This is a genomic window from Bradyrhizobium quebecense (assembly GCF_013373795.3).
In the GTDB taxonomy this organism is placed as follows: domain Bacteria; phylum Pseudomonadota; class Alphaproteobacteria; order Rhizobiales; family Xanthobacteraceae; genus Bradyrhizobium; species Bradyrhizobium quebecense.
In genome coordinates, this window is record NZ_CP088022.1 from 8,208,968 (window position 1) to 8,234,123 (window position 25,156).

A 25,156-nucleotide genomic window follows, 5' to 3' on the forward strand; every position below is an offset into this window, starting at 1 on the left:
GACGAAGACAAAGGGGGACCTGAGATGAACGCCAATCTGGCTGCTGTTCTGTACCTCGTGGCGGGGGTGCTGTTCATCCTGTCGCTGCGCGGCCTGTCGAGCCCGGCATCGTCGCGCCAGGGCAATTTCTTCGGCATGATCGGCATGGCGATCGCGGTCGCCACCACGCTGGCGAGCCATCCGCCGGCCGATGGCGTGGCCTGGCTCCTGGTGATCGTCGCGATCGCGATCGGCGGCAGCATCGGTGCCGTGATTGCGCGCCGGGTGCCGATGACCTCGATGCCGGAGCTGGTCGCCGCGTTCCATTCGCTGGTCGGCATGGCCGCGGTGCTGGTCGCGGCCGGCGCGTTCTACGCGCCCGAGGCGTTCGACATCGGCACGCCCGGCAACATCCATCCGCAGAGCCTGGTCGAGATGTCGCTCGGCGTCGCGATCGGCGCCCTGACCTTCACCGGCTCGGTGATCGCGTTCCTGAAGCTGTCGGCCCGGATGAGCGGCGCGCCGATCATCCTGCCGTTCCGCCACGTCATCAATATCGTGCTGGCACTGGCGCTGGTGTTCTTCATCGTCGGCCTGGTGATGTCGGGCAGCGCGCTCGACTTCTGGCTGATCACGATCATCGCGCTGGCGCTCGGCGTCTTGATGATCATCCCGATCGGCGGCGCCGACATGCCGGTCGTGATCTCGATGCTGAACTCGTACTCCGGCTGGGCCGCGGCCGGCATCGGCTTCACGCTCGGCAACTCGGCGCTGATCATCACCGGCGCGCTGGTCGGCTCGTCGGGCGCGATCCTGTCCTACATCATGTGCCATGCGATGAACCGCTCGTTCATCTCGGTGATCCTCGGCGGCTTCGGCGGCGAGACCGCGGCGGCCGGCGGCGGCTCGGGCGAGCAGAAGCCCGCCAAGCTTGGCTCGGCGGACGATGCCGCCTTCATCATGAAGAACGCCTCCAAGGTCATCATCGTGCCCGGCTACGGCATGGCGGTGGCGCAGGCCCAGCACGCGCTGCGCGAGATGGCCGACCTCCTGAAGAAGGAAGGCGTCGAGGTGAAGTACGCCATTCACCCGGTTGCGGGCCGCATGCCCGGCCACATGAACGTGCTGCTGGCCGAGGCCAACGTGCCCTATGACGAGGTGTTCGAGCTCGAGGACATCAACTCGGAGTTCGCCCAGGCCGACATCGCGTTCGTGATCGGCGCCAACGACGTCACCAACCCGGCCGCCGAAGAGGACAAGACCTCGCCGATCTACGGCATGCCGGTGCTGCAGGTCTGGAAGGCCGGCACCGTGATGTTCATCAAGCGCTCGCTGGCCTCAGGCTATGCCGGCATCGACAACCCGCTGTTCTACCGCGACAACACCATGATGCTGCTCGGCGACGCCAAGAAGGTCACCGAGAACATCGTCAAGGCGATGTAAGGCACGCGGCGAATGGCGCTGAACCGGGAGTGGCATCGAGACCATCGCATGCCGCCCCGGGCTACGCGCGAGCAGCGCATCAAGTGGCATGTCGCGCATGCGGTGGCGTGCGCGTGCCGGCTGATCCCCGACAGCATCAAGGTTGACGTCGAGAAGCTGCTCAAGCTCCGCGGCAAGACATAGCTGCGGCACCGGTGATATGGCGCTGGCACTCGCAATCCTGAAATGGCTCATGATCGCCGCGGCCGTCGTCTATCTCGGCGGACTCGCGGTGCTGTACGTCAAGCAGCGCGAATTGCTGTTTCCGATCCCGCCGGTCGGGCGGACGGCGCCCGCAGCCGCCGGCCTTCCTGAAGCGGAGGAGAATGTCCTGACCACGGCCGACGGCGAGAAGGTCATCGTCTGGCACGTGCCGGCGAAGCCCGGCCGGCCCGTCGTGCTGTTCTTTCCCGGCAATGGCGATTTCCTTGCCGGGCGGGTGGCGCGCTTCAGGGCCATCGCGGCCGACGGCACCGGGCTGGTGGCGCTGTCCTACCGCGGCTATGCCGGTTCGAGCGGCTCTCCGAGCGAGCAGGGCCTGTTGCAGGACGCAGCAGTGGCTTACGCGTTCACGACAGCGCGCTACCGTCCCGCGCAGATCGTGGTCTGGGGATTCTCGCTCGGCACCGGCGTTGCGGTCGCGCTCGCCGCCGAACATCCGGTCGGCAGACTGATCCTGGAGGCGCCCTATACCTCGACGGTTGACGTCGCCGGCGCGCACTTCTGGTATGTGCCGGTCAGCCTGCTGATGCGGGATCAATTCCATTCCGACCGGCGAATCAGCGACGTCACGGCGCCGCTCCTGATCATGCATGGCACCGACGATCCGGTGATCCCGATCCGTTTCGGCGAGCGCCTGTTCAGCCTCGCCCATGAGCCCAAGCAGTTTGTGCGACTGCCCGGTGGCGCGCACGACAATCTCGACGATTTCGGTGCGATGGGGACGGCGCGGCCGTTTATCGACGCCGCAAGAGGCTGACGGGGGCAATTGTCTATCGCATAATCGCATCACCGGAAGCGAGGGGATCCCACGATGAGCGCACACGGACCGATGCCACGGTCGGCCTGGCTGTATCCTGTTCTGGCGGTGCTGTTGTTTGCGGCGGTCACGGCCACCGGTTACAGCTTCGCGCCGTCGGCCCCCGGCTGGATCTTCGCAATTGTGCTGCTGGTGATCCTGTTCGGCACCGTGTTTGCAGCCGTCCACCATGCCGAGATGATTGCCGAGCGGATCGGCGAGCCGTTCGGCACGCTGCTCCTGACGCTGGCTGTGACCGTCATCGAGGTCGCGCTGATCTCGACCATCATGCTGGGCGACACGCCGGCGCCGACCCTGGCGCGCGATACCGTGTTTGCGGTGGTGATGATTGTGTGCAACGGCCTGGTCGGGCTCTGCATCTTCATCGGCGGCATCCGCTACCGCGAGCAGGATTTCCAGATCACCGGCGCCAATCTCTATCTCAGCGTGCTGTTCGTGCTCGCGACCATCACCCTGGACATGCCGAATTTCACGCTCACCGCGCCGGGCCCGATCTACTCTACGGCCCAGCTCGCCGTGATCAGCGTCGTGACCCTGCTGCTTTATGCGGTGTTCCTCTACACCCAGACCATCCGCCACCGCGATTATTTCGTCAGCGGCGCCAATGAGGCGGCGGCGCATGGCGAGGTGATGTCGGACCGCATGACGGCGATCAGCGTTGCCCTGCTGCTGGTTTCGCTGCTGGCGGTGGTGCTGCTGGCCAAGAAATTCTCGCTGGTGGTCGATGTCGTCACCGTCAAGATCGGCGCGCCGCCGGCCTTTGCCGGTCTGGTCGTGGCGGCCCTGATCCTGCTGCCGGAGAGCGTTGCCGCGGTGTCGGCCGCCCGCAAGAACGACCTGCAGAAGAGCATCAACCTCGCGCTCGGCTCCTCGATCGCCACCATCGGGCTCACGGTTCCCGCGGTGGCCGTTGCCGCCTCGGTGCTCGACAAGCAGCTGGTGCTTGGGCTCAGCAACCAGGATATGCTGATCCTGCTGCTCACCTTCATGGTCAGCATGCTCACCTTCGGAACCGGCCGCACCAACATCCTGTTCGGGCTCGTTCACATGGTGGTGTTCGCTGTGTTCGTATTCATGGTTTTCGTCCCCTAGAGCCTTTACCATCCCGATTGAATCGGAACGGGGTTCTAGATTCTTGTTTTGACGCGTTTTCTTCACGCGAACCGGTATCCACTTCGCTTGAAAACGCTTTCGTGGAGAAGTGACGATGCTCAGTGCCAAATCGGATGTGCAGGTGGATACGGCGGAGGTCCGCGTGACCGAATGGCGGCTCGCGCCGGGGAGTGCCACCGGCCACCACACCCATGAGATGGACTACGTCATCGTTCCGATCACGGCAGGCGAAATGACCATCGTGGCGCCGAACGGCGAGCGCTCGAAGGCACAGCTCGGGGCCGGCAAGTCCTATTTCCGCAAGGCCGGGGTGCAGCACGACGTGCTTAACGAGACGGCCAGCGAGATCGTGTTCCTCGAGGTCGAACTCAAGCCCTGACGCGGCGCAACCCTGCAAGGAACCCTGCGCGCGCCGAATGGCAGGTCCGAGTCCGCGGGGCTGTGGAAATTCATAAGCCGTTAACGGCTGCACGATGATCTAGAAGACGGATGCGGCCTACGCAGGGGGCGCCTCCGGCTGAAACCAAAGTGACACCAAAGGTGACGTCGGAACGGGGGTTTGCCACCGATCCGTCGCAGTTGATCCCTGAATGTGCCTCAAAGTTCCAGCATGAAATAACGGGGTGGGGAGTGGCAGGTCATGCTGAGTTACCTGAAGAAATTCGTGATGGACATCTTACCCTCGGTGGCAGCGACCATCATCGGGGCGTACATCGTCAATCACTACATCGTGGCCAAGCCGCAAGCGCCGGATGCCGCAGCGGTGACCGCCGCCGTGGATCCCAAGGCGGATCCGAAAGCCGCCGCCAAGCCCGCCGAAAAGTCCACCGTGGTCAGCAGCCTCCCGGAAGCCGGCGTGAAGGCCAAGGGTATGTCCGAGCGCACCCTGATCGAGCGGTCGGCGTCGGAGAAGGCCACCGTCACCGAGAAGCCCGCCGATCCCAAAGCGGCTGATACCAAATCTGCCGACACCAAAGCTGCCGACACCAAAGCTGATGCGCCGGCCGAGACGGCCAGCATCCCGGCCGACTCGCGCCATCATCCGGCAGCGCCGAAGGCGGTCGCGAAGGCTGCGCCCGCCGCGGCGCCGGTCGAGTCCGCCGTCACGCCGGAGGAAGCCCGCGATGCCAACGATCTTGCGCGTGCCGCCATCGAGCGTCTGCGCAAGGAGCGTCCGCAGGACGCTGCGCGTTCCCAGGACGCCGTGCGCTCCCAGGACGCTCGCAGCACTGACCTCGCCCGCCTGCCTGACCAGCAGCGTCCGGCGGCAGCCCCGGCGATCCGGCCGTTGCCGCCGCCGATCATGGTGTCGAACCCGTCCAGCGACAATGCCGATCAAGCCGCGCAGCCGCGTCCGCCCTACGCGCCCAATGCCCAGGATGCGAATCGGCTGACGCCGCCGGCCGACATACCGGTCCCGGTGCTGCAGGCGCCGCTCGACCTGCGCGCCGACGCTGCGATGCCGGCGCCGAAGAACGAGCGCACGTCGGTGACCGACGACATGTTCTCCGGCATGAAGTCGATGTTCCACGCCGTCCTGCCGAAGTAACGCGCAGCACGGATCTATCGTTCTCGACGCATCTGCTTCGAGCGAAGCGGTATCCGCTTTGTTCGAAAGCGTGCTAGCCGCCGGTGCGTGCCAGCCCGCTGCGCGCGCTTCCGTCATTTGGCCGCAGCGCGAGCGCGCGATTGTAGGACGCCGCTGCCTTGGCCTTGTCGCCGAGCCGCTCATAGGCCTGGCCGCGCGCGCTCCACGCCGCAACATTGCTGGGATCGGCCTGCACGGCCTCGTCGAGGTCGGAGGCGGCCTGCTTGGCCTTGTCGAGCGCGAGGTAGCTGGTGGCGCGGCCGACCAGCGGCTCGGCCTTTTGCGGCGACAGCCCGCTCGCCGCCGTGAAATCGTCGATCGCCTGCTGATGTTGTCCGCGGCCCTGATAGATCAGGCCACGGCCGTACAGCGCCTGGATGTTGTAAGGGTCGGCGGTCAGCGCCTGCTCGAATTCCGCCTGCGCCTCATCGACCTTGTCGGAATGCGCCAGCACCTGGCCGCGCGTGGCGTGATCCTTGGCGCTGTTGATGTCCTGTGGGGTGATGGTGTCGGCAGCAGGCTTGTCCGCAGCGGCAGCCTGTTTCGGCTTGTCGTCCGAGCCCCATGAACCCAAGTCGAAGGAACAGCCCCCGAGCGGCAGGCCGAGAACCACGGCCATGATGACGAGGTGCGCCGCACGACGGCGGTGCGCAGCTTCTGGGAGCGGGGAGCGGAGCGCCGGAACGGCCATCATGCAAAGTGCTCTCGCCGGTCGTCTTGCATGGGTACCCCGGAACACGGCTGGCTTCAAAAAAACAACGCGGGCCCGTGGCCCGCGCTGTCAGACTTCCATATCGGCAAGACGGTTCAGCGCGGTCCGCGACCAGCGCCTGCACCACCGGGACGGCCGCCACGGTCGCCACCGGGACCAGCGCCGAACACCGGCTTCGGCTTCATCGGCAGCAGGCCTTCGCGCTGCAGCTTCTTGCGCGCCAGCTTGCGTGCGCGGCGCACGGCTTCGGCCTTTTCGCGAGCCTTCTTCTCAGAGGGCTTTTCGTAGTGACCGCGGAGCTTCATCTCGCGGAAAATGCCCTCGCGCTGCATCTTCTTCTTCAGCGCCTTCAGGGCTTGGTCGACATTGTTATCGCGGACGAGAACCTGCACGCGGCATCCTCTTTTGAATTGATCGGTTCGGAATTCTGGCGAGGTAAAGCGGCGGCAAAAGGCCTGCCTCTTAACCCCAGGCGCGCGCATGTATCAGACAAACGCGCAGATGTCCACCGGTCGAGTGACTTTCGGGCCTAGTAAAGCCACGAAATGGGGCGAAAATGCCTTCGTGCGGCCCTGATTTGGGTGGTTTGGCGCCAGGATCGGGGCCGCTCCCGGAGTTTCAGATAACCCGGACATTGGAAATAGGGGAGATGCCACATGGACATGAAGAAATACGCGGCCGAGCTGATCGGTACGTTCTGGCTCACATTCGCTGGCTGCGGCAGCGCGGTGATCGCGGCCGGCTTTCCGCAGGTCGGGATCGGCCTGGTCGGCGTGTCATTGGCCTTCGGGCTGAGTGTGGTGACCATGGCCTATGCGATCGGCCATATCTCGGGTTGCCACCTCAACCCGGCCGTGACGGTCGGGCTCGCCGCGGGCGGGCGTTTCCCCGGCGGCCAGGTGCTGCCCTATATCATCGCGCAGGTCGCCGGCGCGATCATCGCGGCCTGGCTGCTGTATGTGATCGCCGGCGGCGCGCCCGGCTTCGATGTCACCAAGGGCTTTGCGTCCAACGGCTATGACGCGCACTCACCGGGCCACTACAGCATGGTGGTGTGCTTCATCACCGAAGTGGTGATGACCATGATGTTCCTGTTCATCATCATGGGATCGACCCACGGCAAGGCGCCCGCCGGCTTCGCGCCGCTCGCCATCGGCCTCGCGCTGGTGATGATCCATCTGGTCAGCATTCCCGTCACCAACACCTCGGTGAACCCGGCGCGCAGCACGGGGCCGGCTCTGTTCGTCGGCGGCTGGGCGCTGGGGCAGCTCTGGATGTTCTGGGTCGCGCCCCTGATCGGCGGTGCGCTCGGCGGCGTGATCTATCGCTGGCTCAGCGACGAGCCGACCGGTGTCGTCGCCGGCGTCAAGGCCGCGTGATCTGCTGGAGCGTTTTCGAGCGAAGTGGACGCCGGTTCGCTTGAAGAAAACGCGTCAAAGCACAAAGCTAGAGCATCGGTTCTGATTCAGTCAGAGCCGATGCTCGAATGGGATCGTGGTTGCCACGATCCCATTTCCATCGATGGCGCGAAGGCGGCCAGCGGCTGCCGGTGTGGAATTACGGCTTGCGGGCCGGCGTCACTTCGGTGACGTGCCCCATCTTGCGGCCGGGGCGCGGCGTGCCCTTGCCGTACAGATGTACCGTGGCGCCGGGAACGGTGAGCCACTGCTCATAGCTCAGGATGTCGTCGCCGATCAGGTTGGTCATGGTGACATCGCCGTGGCGCACCGGCTTGCCGAGCGGCCAGCCGGCGATCGCACGGATGTGCTGCTCGAACTGTGAGATCGAGGCACCGTCGAGCGTCCAGTGGCCGGAATTGTGCACGCGCGGCGCGATCTCGTTGACCAGCACCGTCGGTGTGTCCGTGCCTGTTACCACGAACATCTCCACCGCGAGCACGCCGACATAGTCGAGCGCCGCGGCGATCTTTTCGGCGATCGCCCGCGCCTGCGCCGCAAGCTCGTCGGGGATCGCGGCCGGCGCGCGGGAAATTTTCAGAATATGGTCGCGGTGCTCGTTCTCGGTGACGTCGAAGCACTCGACCTCGCCGGAAGCCGAGCGGGCCGCGATCACCGAGATCTCGCGCTCGAACGGCACGAACGCCTCGAGGATGGCCGACTTGGTGCCGAGGTCCTGCCAGACCTGCTCGAGGTCGTCGCCGGCGCGGATGATGGCCTGGCCCTTGCCGTCATAGCCGAAGCGGCGGGTCTTGATCACGGCGGGCAGGCCGATCCGTTCGATCGCTGCGCGTAATGTGGCGACCGAGGAGACGTCGGCATAATCGGCAGTGCCGATCCCGAGCTTGCTGACGAAATCCTTCTCGATCAGCCGGTCCTGCGTGGTCTCGAGGATCTTCTGTGCGGGCAGGACCGGACGGCGTGCGGCGAGCACCATCGCGGTCGCGGCCGGGACATTCTCGAATTCATAGGTGACGACGTCGACGTCGTTGGCGAACAGTTCGAGCGCCTCGACGTCGGCATATTCCGCGCAGGTCGCGTTCTGCACCACGTCGAAGGCCGGCGAGTCCGGATCCGGCGAAAACACCTGGCAGCGGAGCCCGAGGCGCGCGGCGGCAAGCACCAGCATCCGGCCCAATTGTCCGCCGCCGAGGATTCCAATGGTGTCGCCCGGCTTCAGCTTCACGAGGTTCGAAGCCGTCACGCCGAGCCCTCCGGATGCTCCTTGACCGCATCGGTCTGCTGCGTGCGCCAGGCCGCAAGGCGGGCCGACAATGCAGGATCGTTGAGCGCGAGCACACTCGCCGCGAGCAACGCGGCATTGATCGCTCCGGCCTTGCCGATCGCCAGCGTCCCGACCGGGATGCCGGCCGGCATCTGCACGATCGAGTACAGCGAATCGACGCCGGACAGCGCCTTCGACTCGACGGGAACCCCGAACACCGGAAGCTCCGTCAGCGCGGCCGTCATGCCCGGCAGATGGGCGGCACCGCCGGCGCCGGCAATGATCACCTTGTGCCCGGCCGCCTTGGCGCCCTTGGCAAAGGCATAGAGCCGATCGGGGGTGCGGTGCGCCGAAACGATGCGCGTTTCGCAGGCAACGCCCAGCGCGGCCAGGGTCTCGGCGGCATGGCGCATGGTCTCCCAGTCGGACTGGCTTCCCATGATGATGGCGATCGGAGCGGTCATCTCTTCAATTCTGTGCAGGAATCCAAACGCATAGGCCGATTATAGGGGCGGCCCGGGCGTCATCCAAGGCGTGGCAAGGGAGTTAGAATGGACTATCCTGTCTTGGTGAATCCCGGCAAGCCTTCATAAGCAGGCCTCAACAAGGATGCGCATGAAGAAGAAGACCACGGCGGCGGCCTCCGGGGCGGCAAAACGACGAAAAGGCGCGCCCGCCGCGCGCAAATCCGCACCGGGCAGGACTGGAGCAAAAGGGAGCGGAACCAAAGGGACTGGAACCGAAGCTTCCACGCGGCGCGCGGTCGCGTCCGGCGACAAATCCACCATCCGCAGGTTGCGGGCGCAGCTGGTGCGGGCTCAGGCCCGGATCGAGGAGCTGCAAGCCTCCGCCGAGACCGACTTCCTGCTCGACATCCTGAACCGGCGCGGCTTCGAGCGCGAGCTCGTCCGTTCGCTCTCCTTCATCAAGCGCTATCAGGCCTCCGGCGCGCTGATCGTGCTCGATGTCGACCGGCTCAAGCCGATCAACGATGCCTTCGGGCACGCGGCAGGTGACGAGGTGCTGAAGACGATCGTCACCGCGATATCGGACCAGGTGCGCGCCTCCGACGTGATCGGCCGTCTCGGTGGCGACGAGTTTGCGGTGCTGCTGTGGAATCTCAGCGAGACCGATGCCCGCGCCAAGGCGGCTGCGCTGGAAGAGGCGATCGACCGCCTGACCTTCGTGTTCCGCGGCAGCCGGGTCTCCGCGGGCGCTTCCGCGGGCGTTGCGATCCTCACCGCGCATTCGGATGCCGATCGCGTTCTCGATGAGGCCGATCGTGCGATGTATGTGCGCAAGGCGCAGCGGCGCCATGAATCCTGAAAATTACAGCGCGCTCAGATCCTCCGGCACATTGCCGTAGGCTCGCAGCAGCTTGGCATCGCCGAATTCGCCGATCGCGGGATCGCCGGTTCGGCTGAACGCGACGGCGCCGATGCTGCCGGGCATCCGCGACATCGTCTCGGCGCGGCGCAGCGCGATCGCCGAGCTCTGGCATTCCTCGGCACTGCCCGCGACCGGCGTGCCGTCGTCGTCCTGCATGAAAGGCAGCGCCACGTAATAGGTCACGTCAGCCATTGCTGTGCTCCCTGAAGATCAGGCGGCGTCGCTCGCCGCATGGGTTCGCGCCGGCACGCAGCCGGCCGCGATCGCGGCCTGCAATTCCTCGAGCTCGGCTTCCAGATATTCGTTGGCCATGATCAGCGCCTTGATGGTGCTGCGCAGGTTGCCGTCGCACATCGCAATCGCCTGATCGCAGGCCTGCTCGTAGCGGCTGTTGTCGGGCTGGGAAGGCGGTGCGGACATGGCGAAACTCCCTCTGATGGCTGGCGGCTGGATCGGTATGTTCTTATTTTGTTCTTTTAGAGTCAAGCGCCCAAAGGCACACCTGTGTCCGTGCCGCGAACGTGAAGCCAATGACGCGCTGTGGATGACGGGGAAAACCGCCACCGGATCTGTACCTGCGGGCCGCCGAGGCGGGTGTCAGGCGATGATGTCGGGCGTGATCTGATCTTCGATGAAGGCGATGCGGTCGCGCAATTGCAGCTTCCGCTTCTTCAAGCGTTGCAGCATCAAGAGATCCGGCGCCGGCGATTGATGCAGCGCGTCGATCGCGGCATCGAGGTCGCGGTGCTCTTGTTGCAGACGCGCAAGCTCGGCGTGGAGTTCGCGCTCATCCTGATCGTTCATGGTTGTGTATTGACTGGTAAGCACGACGAGGTTGTTGCGACCGAAGCAGTCGCTCGCCGGAATATCCTCCCTGAGCGCGCGCGGCGCAAGCCGAACCGGTTCCATAGTCACGATTAGTTACAGATAAACCGAAATGAGTGCGTGCGGCATTTCGCGTCCCCTATCGACAGCACCGCCCACTCGTGTAGACTTATTGGTCCGGATCGAACCTGAGGTTTAACGCACCGAGGAGTGTTCGCAATGGCAATACAGGCCCATCTCGTTGAGCTGGAGCGTAAGCACAAAATACTTGAGAACGAACTGCACGAAGCGCTCGTTCATCCCTCCGTAGACGATCTCCACATTTGCGAGCTCAAGCGCCGCAAGTTGATGGTCAAGGACCAAATCGAGCGGTTGAGACTTTCCGCCGACGACACGGTCCACTAAGCCGGTTCCTCCGCAAATTAGCAAATGATCTGGCCTTTCACCGAGGGATGAACGCCGCGGCGCGCATCCCCCGGGAGGTCATGCTGCATTTGCTCAGAGCTCCGCCAGCTCGCCGACATGGTCGGCGACCGCGAGCGATGATGTCAGTCCGGGCGATTCGATCCCGAACAGGTTGATCAGGCCCGCGACGCGGTGATCAGCCGGTCCCTGGATCAGGAAATCCTGGGTCGCGACCGCCGGCGGCACGATCTTGGGCCGGATTCCCGAATAGCTCGGCATCAGCGCCCCGTCCGGCAGGGTCGGCCAGTATTTCCGGATCGCCGGATAGAATCGCTCGGCCCGATCAGGGTCGACAGCATAATCGATGTGATCGATCCATTCGACGTCGGGGCCGAACCTCGCCTGTCCGGCCAGGTCGAGCGTCAGGTGCACGCCGAGCCCGCCGGGCTCCGGCACCGGATAGATCAGGTGCGAGAACGGCGCCCTGGCGCTGCAGCTGAAGTAATTGCCCTTGGCCAGATAGGCCGTTGGAATCAACTCGATCGGCATGCCCTCGACGTTGCGCGCGACGGCCGTTGCGCCGAGGCCGGCGGCATTGACCAGGAGATCGCAGGCCAGCGTCATGGGCGCCGCGCCGCCGGCCTCGATCTCGAACCCGTTGGCCGTGGCCCTGGCGTGGAGCAGCGGCGTATGGAAGGCGAATGCCGCTCCGGCCGCCTCGGCATCGCCGCGCAGCGCCAGCATGTAGGCATGGCTGTCGATGATCCCGGTGGAGGGCGACAGCAGCGCCGCGTCGCAGTTCAGCGCCGGCTCCAGCGCGCGGGCCGCCTCGCCGGACAACAGCCGCATGTCGTCGACGCCGTTGGCCTCGGCATGGGCCCGGATCGACTGCAGTTTTTCGGTCTCTTTGGCCGTGGTGGCGACGATCAGCTTGCCGCAATTCCTGTGCGGGATGCCGTGCTCGGCGCAGTAACGGTAAAGTGCCCGCTTGCCGCTGACGCACATCCGCGCCATCAGGCTGCCGGCCCGGTAGTAGATGCCGGCGTGGATCACCTCGCTGTTTCGCGACGAGGTGACGGTGCCGATCCCCTCGGCCTCCTCGATCACAATCACTTCGCGGCCGGCCTGTGCCAGCCGGCGCGCCACCGCGAGGCCGATCACCCCCGCACCGACGACCACACAATCAACCCTGTCCATCTCGTCCTTCAGATCCGAACATTTCCGCGCAGCCAGGCCCGTGCCGTCGCCGCCAACATCGTTCAGCCGATCCGGTCGCTTTCGGCAAGTGCTTATCAGGCAAGTGCTTGGGCTATCTCAAATGGTTGGAGATCCATGCTCTGTTAATGGCGCATTAATCATGTCAGGGCAATTGCCGTACATTAAGTGGCATTTCCCGGTTGCATCCGCACGCGTTTACCCGATCCAAACCGCCAGAGCCGGACACTCGCCCCGGTAATCCGCGGGTGATTGATGGCTGGCAGGAAGTGGCAGGCGGGCGGGAAGAATTCGATTCCGGCAAGGGCCGTCCTTTGCCTGATCGCCGCCGTCGTGCCGGTCGGTGCAGCCCGGGCCGCCTTCGCCCCGTCGACCTATCTTGGTGACCTCGATCCCGGTGTGGTCTGGGAGCTGCTGATCGGCAGCGTGGTGGTTGCCTCCTTCCTCGGCGCGGTCGGGCTGTGGATCCTTTCGGCCCTGCGCAAGGCCAAGCGCGCGCAACTGCGGCGCAACGCCTTCGTGTCGTCCGCCCTCAACCATCTGAACCAGGGCGTGGTGATGACCGATGCGCGTGAGCGCATCGTGTTCTGCAACGACCGCTATCTCGACATCTACGGCCTGTCGCGCGCCGACATCGGGCGCAACATGACCGGCACCGAGCTATTGGAGCTGCGCCGCGACCGCGGCGTGCTCGACATCAGCGCCGAGGATTTCTTCGCCAGGGCCGCAGCGCCCGATGGGCTGGTCACCGAACTGCCCGGCGGCCGATCGGTGCTGGTGAAATATTTTCCGCTGCCGAACGGCGGCTCGGTCACGACCCATCTCGATTGCACCGACCAGCGCAAGCTGTCGCGCAAGCTCGCCTCGACCACGCAATTCCTCGAATCCGTGCTCGACAACGTCCCGGTCTGCGTCGCGGCCAAGAACATCGAGGACGGCCGCTACATCTTCGCCAATCGCGCGTTCGAGCGCTTCTCGCGCTTCTCGCGCGATCACATCGTGGGCAAGCGCGCCGACGAGATCTTCCGTCCCGAGACCGCCGTCAGTATCGACACCGCCGACCGCGCCGCGCTGGACGCGCCGGAAGGCTATCACCGCAGCGAATTCTTCGTCGAACGCGGCTCGGAGAGGCGCATCCTGGCGTCGAACCGCGTGATCGCCCGCAACGAGGCTGGCGATCCGGAATTCCTGATCGCGCTGTTCGAGGACGTCACCGACCGCCGTTCGCTGTCGCGCGAGCTCGAGAACAACAAGAAATTCCTCGAGCTCGTGGTCGACAACATCCCGGTCTCGCTGATCGTGCAGCGCGTCAGCGACGGCCGCTATCTCCTGGCCAACCGCAGCGCCGAGACGATCCTCAACCGCCGCCGCGAAGACGCCGCCGGGCTCACCGCTTCCGACATCTTCAATGCGCGCGAAGCCAAGCTGATCGTCGCCCGCGACGAGGCTGCGATCAGGAAGCGCAGCATGATCGCCGAGGAGCACCCGATCTCGACCAAGGACGGCCTGCGGCTGTTCCTGACCCGCCGCATGACCGTGCTCGACGACCATGGCGAGCCGCAATATCTGATCAAGACCCATGAGGACGTTACCGACCGGCGCCAGACCGAGTCGCGCATGGCGCACATGGCCTATCATGACGGCCTGACCGATCTGCCGAACCGCGCCGCCTTCCTGCAGGCGCTGACCCAGATGATCGAGGCTTGCGACGGCACCGACGAGGAGTTCGCCGTGCTCTGCGTCGACCTCGACGGGCTGAAGGAGATCAACGACGTCTACGGCCACGCGATGGGCGACAAGGTGCTGATCGAAGTCGCGCAGCGCTTGCAGACCGTGGCGCGCGGCGGCGTGGTTGCGCGGCTGTCCGGCGACGAATTCGGCCTCATCATCGACGGCAAGCAGCCGGCCGCCGGCATTGCGCTGGCCGAGCAGGCCGCCGAGGCGTTGGGTGAGGATTTCGCGATCGACGGCAAATCGGTGCGCACCGGCCTCACCACCGGCATCGCGGTGTTCCCGCACAACGGATCCGACGCCGCCTCTCTGCTGGCCAATTCGGGCGCGGCGCTGTTCCGCGCCAAGGCCAAGTCGCGCGGCACGATCTCGATCTTCGAGCCGGAGATGGACCAGCAGATCCGCGATCGCCGCGTGCTGCATCAGGAGCTGTCGGTCGCGATCAAGAACGGCGAATTGTCGCTCTACTATCAGCCGCAGGCGGCCACCGGCGCGAGCGTTGCGGGCAGCCAGATCATCGGCTTCGAGGCGCTGGCGCGCTGGCACCATCCGGTACGCGGCTTCGTGCCGCCCAGTGACTTCATTCCGCTCGCGGAAGAAAGCGGCCTGATCGTCGAGATGGGCGAATGGATTTTGCGCGAAGCCTGCCGTGAGGCTGCCTCCTGGGCGGTGCCGATGCAGGTCGCCGTGAACCTGTCGCCGGCGCAGTTCACCCATGGCGACCTCGTCGGGCTCGTCCATTCGATCCTGCTCGAGACCGGGCTGACGCCCGATCGCCTCGAGCTTGAAATCACTGAGGGCGTGCTGATCGAGGATTTCGACCGCGGCCTGTCGTTGCTGCGGCGGCTGAAGGCGCTCGGCGTGCGCATCTCGATGGATGATTTCGGCAGCGGCTATTCCTCGCTGAGCTATCTGCAGGCGTTTCCGTTCGACAAGATCAAGATCGACCGCGCCTTCGTCATCAATCTCGGCCGCAATCCGCAATCGGCCGCGATCGTCCGCGCGGTCATCGATCTCGGTCACGGCCTCGAAATGTCGATCGTCGCCGAAGGCGTCGAGACCGAGGCGCAGCTCAGCTTCCTCTCCGAAGAAGGTTGCGACGCGGTGCAGGGCTATCTGATCGGCCGGCCCGCCCCGATCGGTCAATTTGCCGCGCTGGTCGGCGGCGACCGGCTGGCCGAAACCGTGCGCAGAGCCGGGTAAATTGGCCTGAACCGTCGGACCGGCCCGGCCGGCGGCGCTTGCCATCTGCTGCGCGTCCGGCTAAATCTCGGCCCACCACATCATTTCAGCCGAGAAAGGAGGGCTGCGTCGTGGCGAGATTCACTGATCCCCACCTCAAGCGTGGCCCCGTCAACGCCTTGCAAATGCGTTTGCAGGGCTGACCGGAAACTCGGACAAAATCTCTTCCTGGTCTGCCCTTCGTGGCCGTGCGGCGTCGAACCTTTGAGCGTTCGCGCCTGCATTTGAATCCCTCGCCGCGGTTCGACACGCACATCCGATGATGGCTGGACGCCTCTGGATGACGTCGTGATCGCCGGCAAGACCAGAGACTTGATCGTGACCCTCATCAATGTACGCAATCTCGGTGTGACGCTGAACGCGCCGCTGTTTTCCGAACTGAATTTTGTCGTCAATGCCGGCGACCGGATCGGCCTCGTTGCCGCCAACGGCCGCGGCAAATCCACGCTGCTGCGCTGCATCGCAGGCAGCATGGAGCCCAATGAAGGCGACATCACCCGTTCGCGTGGCCTGACCGTCGGCCATGTCGAGCAGGATGCGCCGCCGAGGCTGCTCGATACCCCGTTCCATGCCGCCGTGCTCGAGGCAGTACCCGGCGAGCAGCGCGCCGGCGAGGGCTGGCGGGTTGACGTCGCCTTGCAATCGCTCGATGTGCCGGAGGAGTTGTGGGCACGATCGCTCAAGCAATTGAGCGGCGGTTGGCTGCGGCTTGCGCTGCTCGCCCGCGTGCTGGTGACCGAGCCCGACGTGCTGCTGCTCGACGAGCCGACCAACCACCTCGACCTCGCCAAGATCAGCCGGCTTGAGGCCTGGCTGAATACGCTGCCGCGCGAGATGCCGGTGGTGATCGCAAGCCACGACCGTGCCTTCCTTGATGCGACCACCAACCGGACGCTGTTCCTGCGCCCGGAACGGTCGCAGCTGTTCTTGTTGCCCTACACCGCGGCGCGCGCGGCGCTCGACGAATTCGATGCCTCGGACGAGCGGCGCTTTCAGCGCGACATGAAGGCCGTCCGGCAGCTCCGGCAGCAGGCCGCCAAGCTCAACAACCTCGGCATCAACTCCGGCAGCGACCTTCTGCTGTCGAAGACCAAGCAGTTGAAGCAGCGCGCCGAGAAGCTCGAAGAGACGGCGAAGCCGGCCCATGTGGAACGCTCGGCAGGAACGATCCGGCTCGCCAACCGCGACACCCATGCCAAGGTTCTGATCAGGCTGAACAACGCCGCGATCGCGACCCCCGACGGCAGGCCGTTGTTCAGGACCGGCCAGCAGTTCATCTGCAAGGGCGACCGGATCGCGCTGCTCGGACCGAACGGCGCGGGCAAGACCCGGTTCGTCGCGGCGCTGCGGCTCGCGATCGAGGACGCGGAGGCCGCACCCGCCGAGATCAGGGCCACCGAGTCGCTGGTGCTTGGTTATTGCGATCAGGCGCTGGCCGATCTCGCGGATAGCGACACGCCGATGCGTATGCTGACGCGGCGCTTCGAGGTCGGCGACCAGCGAGCGCGCGGCCTGCTCGCCGGCGCCGGGCTCTCGATCGAGATGCAGGGCCGTCCGATCGGGCGGTTGTCGGGCGGGCAGAAGGCCCGTCTCGGCATGCTGATGCTGCGGCTCACCCAGCCGAACTTCTATCTGCTCGACGAGCCGACCAACCACCTCGACATCGAGGGCCAGGAGGCGCTGGAGGAGGAACTGATGGAGCAGCAGGCCAGCTGCCTCCTGGTGTCGCACGACCGCCAGCTCGTACGCACGGTGGCCAACCGGTTCTGGGTGATCGAAGGCAAGAAGCTGATCGAGGCCGACGGCCCCGAACACTTCTTTGCCTCGGTCGGTGCGGACTAGCGATGGAGTCAGATTGGATAGCCGTCGCGAAGGACTGTGTGCCTCTCCCGCTTGCGAGGCCGTCGCAGGAGGAGCGCTGCCAAAATATCGAAAACAACCCCATGCAAAGTAGCCGGCGGCGGCCGGCGTTCGAGCAGGCTACTTGACACGTCGGGCAACTCAGAGGCATTCTTCCAATATTCCGAAATCATGCAAGCGTCGCTCGCGCAAGCGGGAGAGGTGGAGTGTGCCGTGAGACCGCTTCACCCAGACATCATGTCGTTCAGCGCCACGCCTTGACGCAATTTGGGTGCGAACACGTATTTCGTTCGCATTGAAATGCGATAGGCGTTGGGCATGGCGGACTGTGACGTCGCGATCATCGGCGGTGGGCTGAACGGCACGAGCATTGCGCGTGATGCGGCCGGCCGCGGCCTGCGCGTGATCCTGCTGGAGCAGGGCGATCTCGGCTCCGGCGCGTCGCAGGCCTCGCCGCGGCTGGTCCATGGCGATCTGGCCGGGCTGGAGCGGCGGGAGTTCTTCCGCGTCCGTCGGGCGCTCAGGGAACGCGACGTCTGGCTGCGCATCGCGCCGCATCTGGTGCGGCCGGCGCGCTTTGCGATCCCGGCGCATGCCGACGAGCGGCCGCCGTGGCAATTGCGGTCGTTGCTGCTGCTCTATGAGCGTTTGGCCTCGCGCAGCGGCCTGCCGCGCTCGACGACGCTGGATGTCACCCACCATCCGGTCGGCAATGCGTTGAAGCGGCCGTTCGGAACCGCGTTCGAATATTCCGACTGCGTTGTCGACGATTCGCGGCTCGTCGTGCTCAACGCGGTCGATGCCGCGGCGCGCGGCGCCGATATTCGCACCGGCGCGCGCGTGACCCGGGCCGAGCGCGGCGAGACCTGGCGGCTGGTCGCGATCGACCGCGGCTATCGGCGGGTGATCACGGCGCGGTCGCTGGTCAACGCGACCGGTGCGTGGACCGCGTCCGTCGCCGACACCGTGTTGCGCGTGCCGGCGCCACCGCTTGCGACCGTGCAGATCAGCCAGATCGTGGTGCGCCGCCTGTTCGACTGCGACAACGTCTATGCGTTCCAGAACTCCGACGGACAATTGATCTTCGCCAGCCCCTATGAGCGCGACTTCACCCTGATCGGCAGTGTCAGTCATGCCTTCAAGGGCGATCCCGCCATTGTCGCGATGGGCGTGCGCGAAGTGGCCTATCTCTGCGACGCGGCCAATCGCTATTTTCGCGAGCAGATCACCCCGGCCGATGTGCTGCGAACGATTTCCGGCGCCAATTCCGTCGTCGCTCCCGCGCGCCGGCGCAGCAGCGATGGCGCCGCATCGCTCGACTTCAGGCGCGGCAAGGCACCGCTGCTCACTATCTTCGGCGGCGATGTCACCACCTCGCGGCGCCGTGCCGAGCGGGCGGTGTCGGAGTTCACGCGGTTCTATCCGATGACGCCGCGCTGGACCGCAACCGTGCCGCTGCCGGGCGGCGAATTCGCGTGGCAGCGCTTCGAGACCGAGGTCGACATCGCGCGCGACCGCTGGCGCTTCCTGGGCGAGGACGAGGCGCGGCGGCTGGTGGCCGCCTACGGGCTGAACGTGAAGGATATCCTGGGCGAGGCGAAGCAGAAGGTCGATCTCGGTCCGGCCTTCGGTCCGGAACTGACTGGAGCTGAGGTGCGCTACCTCATGCACAAGGAATGGGCGCGCTTTCCCGACGATATCCTGTGGCGCCGCTCCAAGCTCGGCCTGACCATGCCGCAAGCCGATCAGGATGCGCTCGCGGCGTTCATGGCGAAGCTGGATTGAGTTTCGGCTATTGCCTTGCCGCCTCCTGTGACCAGGCGAGGTCACGCTTGGATGGACGGCGATGCAGCCGCTCCGAGATCAGGCCCGTTGCTTGCTGGCCCTGGCCGGCGCGGAGGCACGCGACGATGAAGGTGTCCTCCCACAATTCGCGTTGCGCATGGCTGCCGCCGATCCGCACCAGTTCGGGCATCAGCGGCGCCAGGATGCGCACGGCGCGCTCATGGTCGCCGGCAGCGAAGGCGGCAACGCCCCGGCCGAGCCCGATCGCGGCAGGGCCGGGCGCCAGCTTGCCGTCGGCATCGCGCGCCGCCATCTCGGCCAGCCGCGTCTCCAGCGCATCGTTGTTGGTCGTGGCTGCGACCAGGGCGTGGTGCACGTCGGCGAAATGCGCGCCGGCCTTCGGGAAGTAGCCGTCGCCATAGGCGGCGACATCGTTCCAGTGCGGCTCGAGGCCGGTCTTGCCGGCGACCGACAGCCGCCACAGCAGCGAGGCCGTGTCGGTATAGATATTGAGCGGCGGATAGGGCCGGTTGGCCGGCTTGATGTGCTGCTCGTAGATGTCGAGCGCGCTGTCGGCGTCGCCTTCCTCGATCGCGATCAGAGCGAGGTGCCAGGCGAGATGGCCCTGCAGGAAGCTGGTGCGATCATTCGCCGGCAGCCATGCGGAGAGGAAGCTGCGGCCTTCCGCCGCGTCGCCTTGCTCGAACAGCGCATGCGCCACCGCGTGCGCGGCGCCGGCGTTCTCCGGCTTCAACGCATAGCCGCGCTCGGTGATGGCGCGGCCCGAGACGAGGTCGCCGGCCTCGGTCTTGGACCAGCCGAGATAGGTGAGGAACCACCAATCGTCGCCATAGTCGCTGGCGTAACGTTCGGAAATTGCGAGCCGGGCGGCGTCATGGTCGGACCGGCCGGAGAAGGCATAGAGGCCGAAGGCGCCGAGCAGCAGCGAGAGTATCTGCGCATCGCGCGGATATTCGGCGAGATGCTGCTCGGCCGCGGTCATCGCCTTCTTGCCCTGGCCCTCGATCACGGACGCGATGATCTCGATGTGCTGGCGCTCGCGCGGGCTCGCGGCCGCCGCCAGCCGCCGCGCATCGTTCGCCTTGGCGCGGGCCTTGGCGCCCTCCATGTTGAGCTGATGCACGCGGGCACGGCCGAGATGGGCCAACGCGAAATCGGGGTCCTCGGCGATCGCCGCCTCGAACGCCGCATCGGCGCCGTGCAGCGCCGCCAGCATGCGATCGACGCCGTCGACATAATAAGCGGCGGCGCGGTCCGAGGTGGTCGTCAGCGGCAGGCCGTAGCGGTCGCAAATCATCGGTTGTCCTCCCGAATTCGGCTGCGAAGTCTAGGGCATGTACTGATAAAGGCAACGAGCCTCGTCGGGCTCACGTCTGCTTAGCCTTCAACAACATCGCAAGAGCGGAAATAACCGGAGGTCCGAGTTGGGCCAACAACGTGTCGGCGGGAATCCAAAGAAAATACTGCAATACACGTTCTGCAATGGGCGTTCTGCATAGTTTCGTTAATGAGTATTGTGCTGCGATCAGGTCAAGCTCGCCGCGTGTGGGGACCGTCCAATGCATATTCGCCAGATTATTTTCGCCGTCGTGCTGCTCGGCACTTTGCTTCGGTTCGGGCCTGCGGCAGCAGAAGATGGCTTCCCGGCAGCGGAGTGGGAGCGCGTCACCCCTGCAGAATTGGGCTGGTCAGAAACCGAATTGGCCCAAGCGCGATCCTTTTCGGATCAGATTCGCTCAAGCGCGGTTGTGATCGTTCAGCACGGAAAGGTGGTGGCCGAGTGGGGCAATACGACGAAGCCAATGGAACTCGCTTCGATCCGCAAGAGCCTGCTCAGCGCCCTGACCGGCATCGCAGTGTCGGATCACCTGATCAACCCCGACAGCACGCTTGGCGAACTCGGCATCGACGATAATCCGCCTGGCTTGACCGGGAGCGAGAAGGGCGCGACGGTGCGCGAACTCCTCGAAGCGCGTTCCGGGGTCTACCACGCGGCGCTCTACGAGACGCCGGACATGGCCAAGATGAGACCGCCGCGCGGCAGCCACCCGCCCGGCACCTTCTGGTATTACAACAATTGGGACTTCAACGCGCTAGGCACGATCTACGAACACGCAACTGGCACCGGCATCTTCGAGGCGCTCGACCAAAAGATCGCAAAGCCAATCGGCATGCAGGACTACCGGCCACAGGATGGTAGCTACGTCCGCGGCGAAGCGTCCATCCACCCCGCGTATGCGATCCGCATGAGCGCACGGGACTTGGCGCGTTTTGCACTTCTCTATCTGCACAAAGGCAATTGGGCCGGACACCAGATCGTGCCGCGGGAGTGGGTGGAAGAGAGCACGCGCAGCTATTCGAGAGCATCGTTCGGGATGGGCTATGGCTATCTCTGGTGGATCGGTTTTCTGAGCGGTGACGTTGCGCCTACGGTGACTTTACCGGAGGGCAGCTTTTTGGCCGAAGGGTTCGGCGGCCAGTACGCCTTGGTCGTTCCCGCACTCGACCTCGTCGTGGTGCATCGTGTCGACCAAGACACGCCCTTCACCGAACCTTCTATGCGTAGTATTGGCAGGCTCTTCTGGCTGATCCTGAAGGCCGAGGGCTATGATCCGGGGCCCGATGCCTCGCTCATCGCAGCAACCGGCGAAAGACCGACAGGTGAGACCCTGGCCGCAAAATTCAAGGGCAAGACGATCAGCTTCGGTCCGAAGCTCAGGAATGGTCCGTTATCCATGCGATTCGAGCCCGACGGCCGGATGACTTATCCGCACTGGGACGAGTCCTTTGGACCTGCAACCGGGACATGGGCGGTCGCGGAGGATAAGCTCTGTATCTTGATCTCGGCTGCTAGACGTCGTTGCTACATTCCAGTGCTGAACGGTGAACAGATTGAGTTGTTCGACCAGCTTGGCGTCATGCAAATCGCCGGGGTGGCGCCGCCTCAGTGATCTGCTTGCAGCAATCGGCTCGCGACGTCCGTTCAGGGTCCAAAGCGTAACGTTCAGATTGAGCAAGTGCCTTCCGGTTTGTACCTCAAAGCCGACGCAACGCATTGATGGCCCGCCCCAGCAGAGGCGCGGAGGCCGACAATATTGCGGGAGATGTCCGTGAGGCGGTTGAGCCGGTGGCGATCCGCCGCTAGCTTGCCGCCAGGATTGGACCTTGCGGGGAATCGGGGCTTGCGGACGTGACATCGGGCGAAGCGAGTGGGGAGGCGGCAAAGCCGTTGTCTGAACCGGCCGTCTCGGACATGCCGCTGCTGCGGATCGATGGCGTCGCCAAATCGTTCGGCAATTTCCGCGCGGTCGACCGGCTCTCGCTCGACATCCGTGCCGGCGAGTTCTTCGCGCTGCTCGGCCCGAGCGGCTGCGGCAAGACCACGCTGCTGCGTATGCTCGCAGGCTTCGAGACCCCGGACGAGGGCCGCATCCTGCTCGGGGGCAACGACATCGCCCAGGTGCTGCCGCATGAGCGGCCCGTCAACATGATGTTCCAGAACTATGCGCTGTTCCCGCATCTGTCGGTGCGCGACAACATCGCCTTCGGCCTCAGGCGCGCGGGCATGGCGCGCCGCGATATCGCGAGCCGCGTCGCGGAAATGGTGTCGCTCGTCAAGCTCGGGGGGCTCGAGAAGCGCAAGCCCGACCAGCTCTCCGGCGGGCAGCGACAGCGCGTCGCGCTGGCGCGCTCGCTGGCGCGCCGCCCGCAGGTGCTGCTGCTCGACGAGCCGCTCGCCGCGCTCGACAAGAAGCTGCGCGAGAGCACGCAAGGAGAGCTGATGGAGCTGCAACGCCGGCTCGGCATGACCTTCATCATCGTCACCCACGATCAGGAGGAGGCGATGACGATGGCCGGCCGGATCGGGGTGATGGATGCCGGCCGTCTGGTCCAGGTCGCCACCCCGCGCAATCTCTACGAGGCACCGGCCTCGCGCTGGATCGCCGAGTTTGTCGGCGACATCAATCTGTTCAACGGCCAGGTTGCCGCCCGCGAGAATGGACGGTTGACGGTCTCGACCGCGGAAGCAGGCGCGCTCGCGGTCAGCGAGCTGTGGCCGCCGGTGACCAAGGAGGTCGTCAGCGTCGCGATCCGGCCCGAGAAGGTGAAGCTGTCGCGCCGCGCGCCGGCCTCGGACGCGGGCGCATCGCAGACGATCAACCGGCTGGAGGGCGTCGTCACCGACGTCAACTACCTCGGCGGCGTGACGAGCTACCGGGTGAAGCTGGAGACGGGCGCGGTGGTGCGTTCGTCGATGGCCAATACCGCGCGGCTCGATGTCGACGCCTATCTCGCCGGCCAGCGCGTGGTGGCGTGGTTCACCGCCGATGACTGCCTGGTACTCGAGCAATGAGCGCGCGCCGCATCTTCGCCCGGCCGGCGCGGCTCGCCGCGATCGCGCCCTACCTCTGGATGGTGCTGTTCTTCCTGGTGCCGTTCGGCTTCGTGCTGAAGATCAGCCTGTCGCAGACCGCGATCGCGCAGCCGCCCTACACGCCGGTGTTCGATTTCACCGAGGGCCGCGCGGCGCTGGCGGCGGCGTTTGCGCAACTGTCGTTCGACAATTTCCGCCTGCTGCTGCAGGACAATCTGTACATCCTGTCCTATCTGCGCAGCCTCGTTGTCGCCGTGACCTCGACGCTGATCCTGCTGCTGATCGGGTACCCGATCGCGTACGGCATGGCGCGGCTGCCGCAGCGCTTGCAGGGCGTGGCGATGATGCTGGTCATCGTGCCGTTCTGGACTTCATTCCTGATCCGCATCTATGCCTGGATCAACATCCTGCAGCATGACGGCCTGCTCAATCAGATCTTGCGGGCGCTGCACATCGTGTCCGCGCCGGTGGTCTGGCTGTCGACCGATAGCGCAATGTATCTCGGCATCGTCTACTCCTATCTGCCGTTCATGATCCTGCCGCTCTATGCGACGCTCTCGAAGATGGATGCGTCGCTCTTGGAAGCGGCGGGCGATCTCGGCGCCTCGCCGCTGCAGGCGTTCTGGCTGGTGACGTTCCCGCTGTCGCTGCCGGGCGTCGGCGCCGGCGCGCTGCTCTGCTTCATTCCGATCGTCGGCGAGTTCGTGATCCCCGATCTGCTTGCCGGCTCCAACTCGCTGATGATCGGGCAGACGCTGTGGCTCGAGTTCTTCACCAACAAGGACTGGCCGGTGGCGTCAGCCGCGGCGGTCGCATTGTTGCTGCTGCTGGTGCCGCCGCTCGTGCTCTACGACCGCCTGCAGCGCCGCCAGCTCGAGAGTAATCGCTGATGACTGGCAACGTCACGAGGTTGACGCGCTTCAACATGACGTCGCTGGCGCTCGGGCTTGCGTTCCTTTATCTGCCGATCGTCATCCTGGTGATCTACTCCTTCAACGCCTCGCGGCTGGTGACGGTGTGGGGCGGCTGGTCGCTGCGCTGGTACCACGAGTTCTTCAGCGATCGCGCCATGCTGGAGGCGGCGTGGATGAGCCTGTCGGTCGCCGCGGTGTCGGCGACGCTGGCGACATTGCTGGGCACGCTGGCCGCGGTCGGGCTGGCGCGCGGGGAACGGTTCCGAGGGCGGGCGCTGTTCTCCGGCATGCTGTATTCGCCGCTGGTGATGCCCGAGGTGATCTCCGGCCTGTCGCTGCTGCTGCTGTTCGTGGCGCTGAATGCCGAACGCGGCTTCTGGACGGTGACGATCGCCCACACCACGCTGACGATGTGCTTCGTCACCGTCGTGGTGCAGTCGCGCCTCGCCACGCTCGACCGCAGCCTGGAGGAAGCCGCGATGGACCTCGGCTGCGATCCGGTGCGCGCGTTCCTCCTGGTGACGCTGCCGCTGATCGTGCCGGCGATCATAGCCGGCTGGATGCTGGCCTTTACGCTGTCGCTCGACGACGTCGTGATCGCGAGCTTCACCACCGGTCCCGGCTCGGCGACGCTGCCGATCCGGATCTATTCGGAGGTTCGGCTCGGCGTAAAGCCTGAGATCAACGCGATCTGCACGCTGGTGATCGCGCTGATCGCCGTGATCATCGTGGTCGCCTCGTTCGCCTCGAAACTGTCGAGCTCGCAGGGCGAGAGCGCCGCGCCGCTGTAGATTCTTGT

The 25,156-nt window shown here is 65.3% G+C and carries 25 protein-coding genes; 16 read left to right on the forward strand and 9 right to left on the reverse strand.

Annotated features, from left to right (window positions below):
* The first annotated feature begins 24 nt into the window (after window positions 1-24).
* The 6 genes from HU230_RS38945 to HU230_RS38965 all read left to right on the forward strand — a co-directional run bounded on the left by HU230_RS38945 (window position 25) and on the right by HU230_RS38965 (window position 5,162).
* Window positions 25-1,422, forward strand: coding sequence for an NAD(P)(+) transhydrogenase (Re/Si-specific) subunit beta (locus tag HU230_RS38945; RefSeq protein WP_173638198.1), 1,398 nt, complete (start codon window positions 25-27; stop codon window positions 1,420-1,422).
* Between the two features lie 48 nt (window positions 1,423-1,470).
* Window positions 1,471-1,605 (forward strand): hypothetical protein, encoded by a 135-nt coding sequence (locus HU230_RS43740; RefSeq protein WP_275948969.1) that lies wholly within the window; start codon window positions 1,471-1,473, stop codon window positions 1,603-1,605.
* A gap of 16 nt (window positions 1,606-1,621) precedes the next feature.
* Window positions 1,622-2,440 carry an alpha/beta hydrolase gene (locus tag HU230_RS38950; protein ID WP_176533680.1) on the forward strand — a complete coding sequence of 273 codons (819 nt, stop codon included), beginning with the start codon at window positions 1,622-1,624 and terminating at the stop codon, window positions 2,438-2,440.
* Window positions 2,441-2,494: 54 nt separating this feature from the next.
* Window positions 2,495-3,592, forward strand: a complete 1,098-nt coding sequence (locus HU230_RS38955) for a calcium:cation antiporter (protein ID WP_176533679.1) — start codon at window positions 2,495-2,497, stop codon at window positions 3,590-3,592.
* Window positions 3,593-3,707: 115 nt separating this feature from the next.
* Window positions 3,708-3,992 (forward strand): cupin domain-containing protein, encoded by a 285-nt coding sequence (locus HU230_RS38960; RefSeq protein WP_028340624.1) that lies wholly within the window; start codon window positions 3,708-3,710, stop codon window positions 3,990-3,992.
* Window positions 3,993-4,253: 261 nt separating this feature from the next.
* On the forward strand, window positions 4,254-5,162 hold the full coding sequence (locus tag HU230_RS38965; RefSeq protein ID WP_176533678.1) for a hypothetical protein: 909 nt from the start codon (window positions 4,254-4,256) through the stop codon (window positions 5,160-5,162).
* Between the two features lie 73 nt (window positions 5,163-5,235).
* Here HU230_RS38965 and HU230_RS38970 read toward each other — a convergent pair whose 3' ends face one another.
* On the reverse strand, window positions 5,236-5,895 hold the full coding sequence (locus tag HU230_RS38970; protein WP_176533677.1) for a tetratricopeptide repeat protein: 660 nt from the start codon (window positions 5,893-5,895) through the stop codon (window positions 5,236-5,238).
* A 113-nt stretch (window positions 5,896-6,008) separates the two neighbouring features.
* Entirely contained in the window at window positions 6,009-6,305 is a 297-nt protein-coding gene (gene rpsU / locus HU230_RS38975; protein WP_021078544.1) for a 30S ribosomal protein S21, read from the reverse strand.
* A 264-nt stretch (window positions 6,306-6,569) separates the two neighbouring features.
* Between rpsU and aqpZ the strand changes: the two genes are divergently transcribed.
* Window positions 6,570-7,292 (forward strand): aquaporin Z, encoded by a 723-nt coding sequence (gene aqpZ, locus HU230_RS38980; protein WP_176533676.1) that lies wholly within the window; start codon window positions 6,570-6,572, stop codon window positions 7,290-7,292.
* A 178-nt stretch (window positions 7,293-7,470) separates the two neighbouring features.
* Here aqpZ and HU230_RS38985 read toward each other — a convergent pair whose 3' ends face one another.
* Window positions 7,471-8,574 (reverse strand): 5-(carboxyamino)imidazole ribonucleotide synthase, encoded by a 1,104-nt coding sequence (locus HU230_RS38985; RefSeq protein WP_176533675.1) that lies wholly within the window; start codon window positions 8,572-8,574, stop codon window positions 7,471-7,473.
* Complete coding sequence (purE, locus tag HU230_RS38990; protein WP_176533674.1) at window positions 8,571-9,059, reverse strand: 5-(carboxyamino)imidazole ribonucleotide mutase; 489 nt, start codon at window positions 9,057-9,059, stop codon at window positions 8,571-8,573. The genes HU230_RS38985 and purE overlap by 4 nt, the downstream gene beginning before the upstream one ends.
* Window positions 9,060-9,204: 145 nt before the next feature.
* Here purE and HU230_RS38995 point away from each other — a divergent pair, with 145 nt between their 5' ends.
* Window positions 9,205-9,921 (forward strand): GGDEF domain-containing protein, encoded by a 717-nt coding sequence (locus HU230_RS38995; RefSeq protein ID WP_176533673.1) that lies wholly within the window; start codon window positions 9,205-9,207, stop codon window positions 9,919-9,921.
* A 3-nt stretch (window positions 9,922-9,924) separates the two neighbouring features.
* On the opposite strand, the gene HU230_RS39000 is transcribed toward HU230_RS38995, so the two are convergent.
* The 3 genes from HU230_RS39000 to HU230_RS39010 form a co-directional block, all read right to left on the reverse strand.
* On the reverse strand, window positions 9,925-10,176 hold the full coding sequence (locus HU230_RS39000; protein WP_050422668.1) for a hypothetical protein: 252 nt from the start codon (window positions 10,174-10,176) through the stop codon (window positions 9,925-9,927).
* An 18-nt stretch (window positions 10,177-10,194) separates the two neighbouring features.
* The gene (locus HU230_RS39005; protein ID WP_176533672.1) at window positions 10,195-10,404 is read right to left on the reverse strand and encodes a hypothetical protein; all 210 of its coding nucleotides are present in this window, start codon (window positions 10,402-10,404) and stop codon (window positions 10,195-10,197) included.
* Between the two features lie 177 nt (window positions 10,405-10,581).
* Window positions 10,582-10,788, reverse strand: coding sequence for a YdcH family protein (locus tag HU230_RS39010; protein ID WP_029085523.1), 207 nt, complete (start codon window positions 10,786-10,788; stop codon window positions 10,582-10,584).
* A 240-nt stretch (window positions 10,789-11,028) separates the two neighbouring features.
* Here HU230_RS39010 and HU230_RS39015 point away from each other — a divergent pair, with 240 nt between their 5' ends.
* Window positions 11,029-11,214 (forward strand): YdcH family protein, encoded by a 186-nt coding sequence (locus tag HU230_RS39015; RefSeq protein WP_050422666.1) that lies wholly within the window; start codon window positions 11,029-11,031, stop codon window positions 11,212-11,214.
* A 93-nt stretch (window positions 11,215-11,307) separates the two neighbouring features.
* Here the strand turns inward: HU230_RS39015 and HU230_RS39020 are convergent, their stop codons facing one another.
* Complete coding sequence (locus HU230_RS39020) at window positions 11,308-12,411, reverse strand: NAD(P)/FAD-dependent oxidoreductase (RefSeq protein ID WP_176533671.1); 1,104 nt, start codon at window positions 12,409-12,411, stop codon at window positions 11,308-11,310.
* Window positions 12,412-12,684: 273 nt separating this feature from the next.
* On the opposite strand from HU230_RS39020, the gene HU230_RS39025 reads away from it, so the two are divergent.
* The 3 genes from HU230_RS39025 to HU230_RS39035 all read left to right on the forward strand — a co-directional run bounded on the left by HU230_RS39025 (window position 12,685) and on the right by HU230_RS39035 (window position 19,047).
* The gene (locus tag HU230_RS39025; RefSeq protein WP_176533670.1) at window positions 12,685-15,363 is read left to right on the forward strand and encodes a sensor domain-containing protein; all 2,679 of its coding nucleotides are present in this window, start codon (window positions 12,685-12,687) and stop codon (window positions 15,361-15,363) included.
* A 357-nt stretch (window positions 15,364-15,720) separates the two neighbouring features.
* A complete protein-coding gene (locus HU230_RS39030) occupies window positions 15,721-17,244 on the forward strand; it encodes an ABC-F family ATP-binding cassette domain-containing protein (protein WP_176533669.1) in 1,524 nt (507 codons plus the stop codon).
* Window positions 17,245-17,580: 336 nt separating this feature from the next.
* Window positions 17,581-19,047 (forward strand): glycerol-3-phosphate dehydrogenase, encoded by a 1,467-nt coding sequence (locus tag HU230_RS39035; protein WP_176533668.1) that lies wholly within the window; start codon window positions 17,581-17,583, stop codon window positions 19,045-19,047.
* A gap of 7 nt (window positions 19,048-19,054) precedes the next feature.
* Here the strand turns inward: HU230_RS39035 and HU230_RS39040 are convergent, their stop codons facing one another.
* On the reverse strand, window positions 19,055-20,284 hold the full coding sequence (locus HU230_RS39040) for a tetratricopeptide repeat protein (RefSeq protein WP_176535220.1): 1,230 nt from the start codon (window positions 20,282-20,284) through the stop codon (window positions 19,055-19,057).
* 343 nt (window positions 20,285-20,627) lie between these two features.
* On the opposite strand from HU230_RS39040, the gene HU230_RS39045 reads away from it, so the two are divergent.
* From HU230_RS39045 to HU230_RS39060, 4 genes are all read left to right on the forward strand, one after another.
* Complete coding sequence (locus HU230_RS39045) at window positions 20,628-22,019, forward strand: serine hydrolase domain-containing protein (protein WP_176533667.1); 1,392 nt, start codon at window positions 20,628-20,630, stop codon at window positions 22,017-22,019.
* 302 nt (window positions 22,020-22,321) lie between these two features.
* A complete protein-coding gene (locus HU230_RS39050; RefSeq protein ID WP_224944285.1) occupies window positions 22,322-23,422 on the forward strand; it encodes an ABC transporter ATP-binding protein in 1,101 nt (366 codons plus the stop codon).
* Window positions 23,419-24,333 carry an ABC transporter permease gene (locus HU230_RS39055; RefSeq protein ID WP_176533666.1) on the forward strand — a complete coding sequence of 305 codons (915 nt, stop codon included), beginning with the start codon at window positions 23,419-23,421 and terminating at the stop codon, window positions 24,331-24,333. The genes HU230_RS39050 and HU230_RS39055 overlap by 4 nt, the downstream gene beginning before the upstream one ends.
* Window positions 24,333-25,148, forward strand: a complete 816-nt coding sequence (locus HU230_RS39060; protein ID WP_176533665.1) for an ABC transporter permease — start codon at window positions 24,333-24,335, stop codon at window positions 25,146-25,148. Before HU230_RS39055 ends, HU230_RS39060 begins: the two co-directional genes overlap by 1 nt.
* Window positions 25,149-25,156 lie beyond the last annotated feature (8 nt).

Bases quoted from the DNA above. Each gene is read 5' to 3' on its own strand.
- HU230_RS38945 (WP_173638198.1), top strand. From the start codon at position 25: ATGAACGCCAATCTGGCTGCTGTTCTGTACCTCGTGGCGGGGGTGCTG.
- HU230_RS43740 (WP_275948969.1), top strand. From the start codon at position 1,471: ATGCCGCCCCGGGCTACGCGCGAGCAGCGCATCAAGTGGCATGTCGCG.
- HU230_RS38950 (WP_176533680.1), top strand. From the start codon at position 1,622: ATGGCGCTGGCACTCGCAATCCTGAAATGGCTCATGATCGCCGCGGCC.
- HU230_RS38955 (WP_176533679.1), top strand. From the start codon at position 2,495: ATGAGCGCACACGGACCGATGCCACGGTCGGCCTGGCTGTATCCTGTT.
- HU230_RS38960 (WP_028340624.1), top strand. From the start codon at position 3,708: ATGCTCAGTGCCAAATCGGATGTGCAGGTGGATACGGCGGAGGTCCGC.
- HU230_RS38965 (WP_176533678.1), top strand. From the start codon at position 4,254: ATGCTGAGTTACCTGAAGAAATTCGTGATGGACATCTTACCCTCGGTG.
- HU230_RS38970 (WP_176533677.1), bottom strand. From the start codon at position 5,895: ATGATGGCCGTTCCGGCGCTCCGCTCCCCGCTCCCAGAAGCTGCGCAC.
- aqpZ (WP_176533676.1), top strand. From the start codon at position 6,570: ATGGACATGAAGAAATACGCGGCCGAGCTGATCGGTACGTTCTGGCTC.
- purE (WP_176533674.1), bottom strand. From the start codon at position 9,059: ATGACCGCTCCGATCGCCATCATCATGGGAAGCCAGTCCGACTGGGAG.
- HU230_RS38995 (WP_176533673.1), top strand. From the start codon at position 9,205: ATGCGCATGAAGAAGAAGACCACGGCGGCGGCCTCCGGGGCGGCAAAA.
- HU230_RS39000 (WP_050422668.1), bottom strand. From the start codon at position 10,176: ATGGCTGACGTGACCTATTACGTGGCGCTGCCTTTCATGCAGGACGAC.
- HU230_RS39005 (WP_176533672.1), bottom strand. From the start codon at position 10,404: ATGTCCGCACCGCCTTCCCAGCCCGACAACAGCCGCTACGAGCAGGCC.
- HU230_RS39010 (WP_029085523.1), bottom strand. From the start codon at position 10,788: ATGAACGATCAGGATGAGCGCGAACTCCACGCCGAGCTTGCGCGTCTG.
- HU230_RS39015 (WP_050422666.1), top strand. From the start codon at position 11,029: ATGGCAATACAGGCCCATCTCGTTGAGCTGGAGCGTAAGCACAAAATA.
- HU230_RS39020 (WP_176533671.1), bottom strand. From the start codon at position 12,411: ATGGACAGGGTTGATTGTGTGGTCGTCGGTGCGGGGGTGATCGGCCTC.
- HU230_RS39025 (WP_176533670.1), top strand. From the start codon at position 12,685: ATGGCTGGCAGGAAGTGGCAGGCGGGCGGGAAGAATTCGATTCCGGCA.
- HU230_RS39035 (WP_176533668.1), top strand. From the start codon at position 17,581: ATGGCGGACTGTGACGTCGCGATCATCGGCGGTGGGCTGAACGGCACG.
- HU230_RS39040 (WP_176535220.1), bottom strand. From the start codon at position 20,284: ATGCTGGCGGCGCTGCACGGCGCCGATGCGGCGTTCGAGGCGGCGATC.
- HU230_RS39045 (WP_176533667.1), top strand. From the start codon at position 20,628: ATGCATATTCGCCAGATTATTTTCGCCGTCGTGCTGCTCGGCACTTTG.
- HU230_RS39050 (WP_224944285.1), top strand. From the start codon at position 22,322: ATGCCGCTGCTGCGGATCGATGGCGTCGCCAAATCGTTCGGCAATTTC.
- HU230_RS39055 (WP_176533666.1), top strand. From the start codon at position 23,419: ATGAGCGCGCGCCGCATCTTCGCCCGGCCGGCGCGGCTCGCCGCGATC.
- HU230_RS39060 (WP_176533665.1), top strand. From the start codon at position 24,333: ATGACTGGCAACGTCACGAGGTTGACGCGCTTCAACATGACGTCGCTG.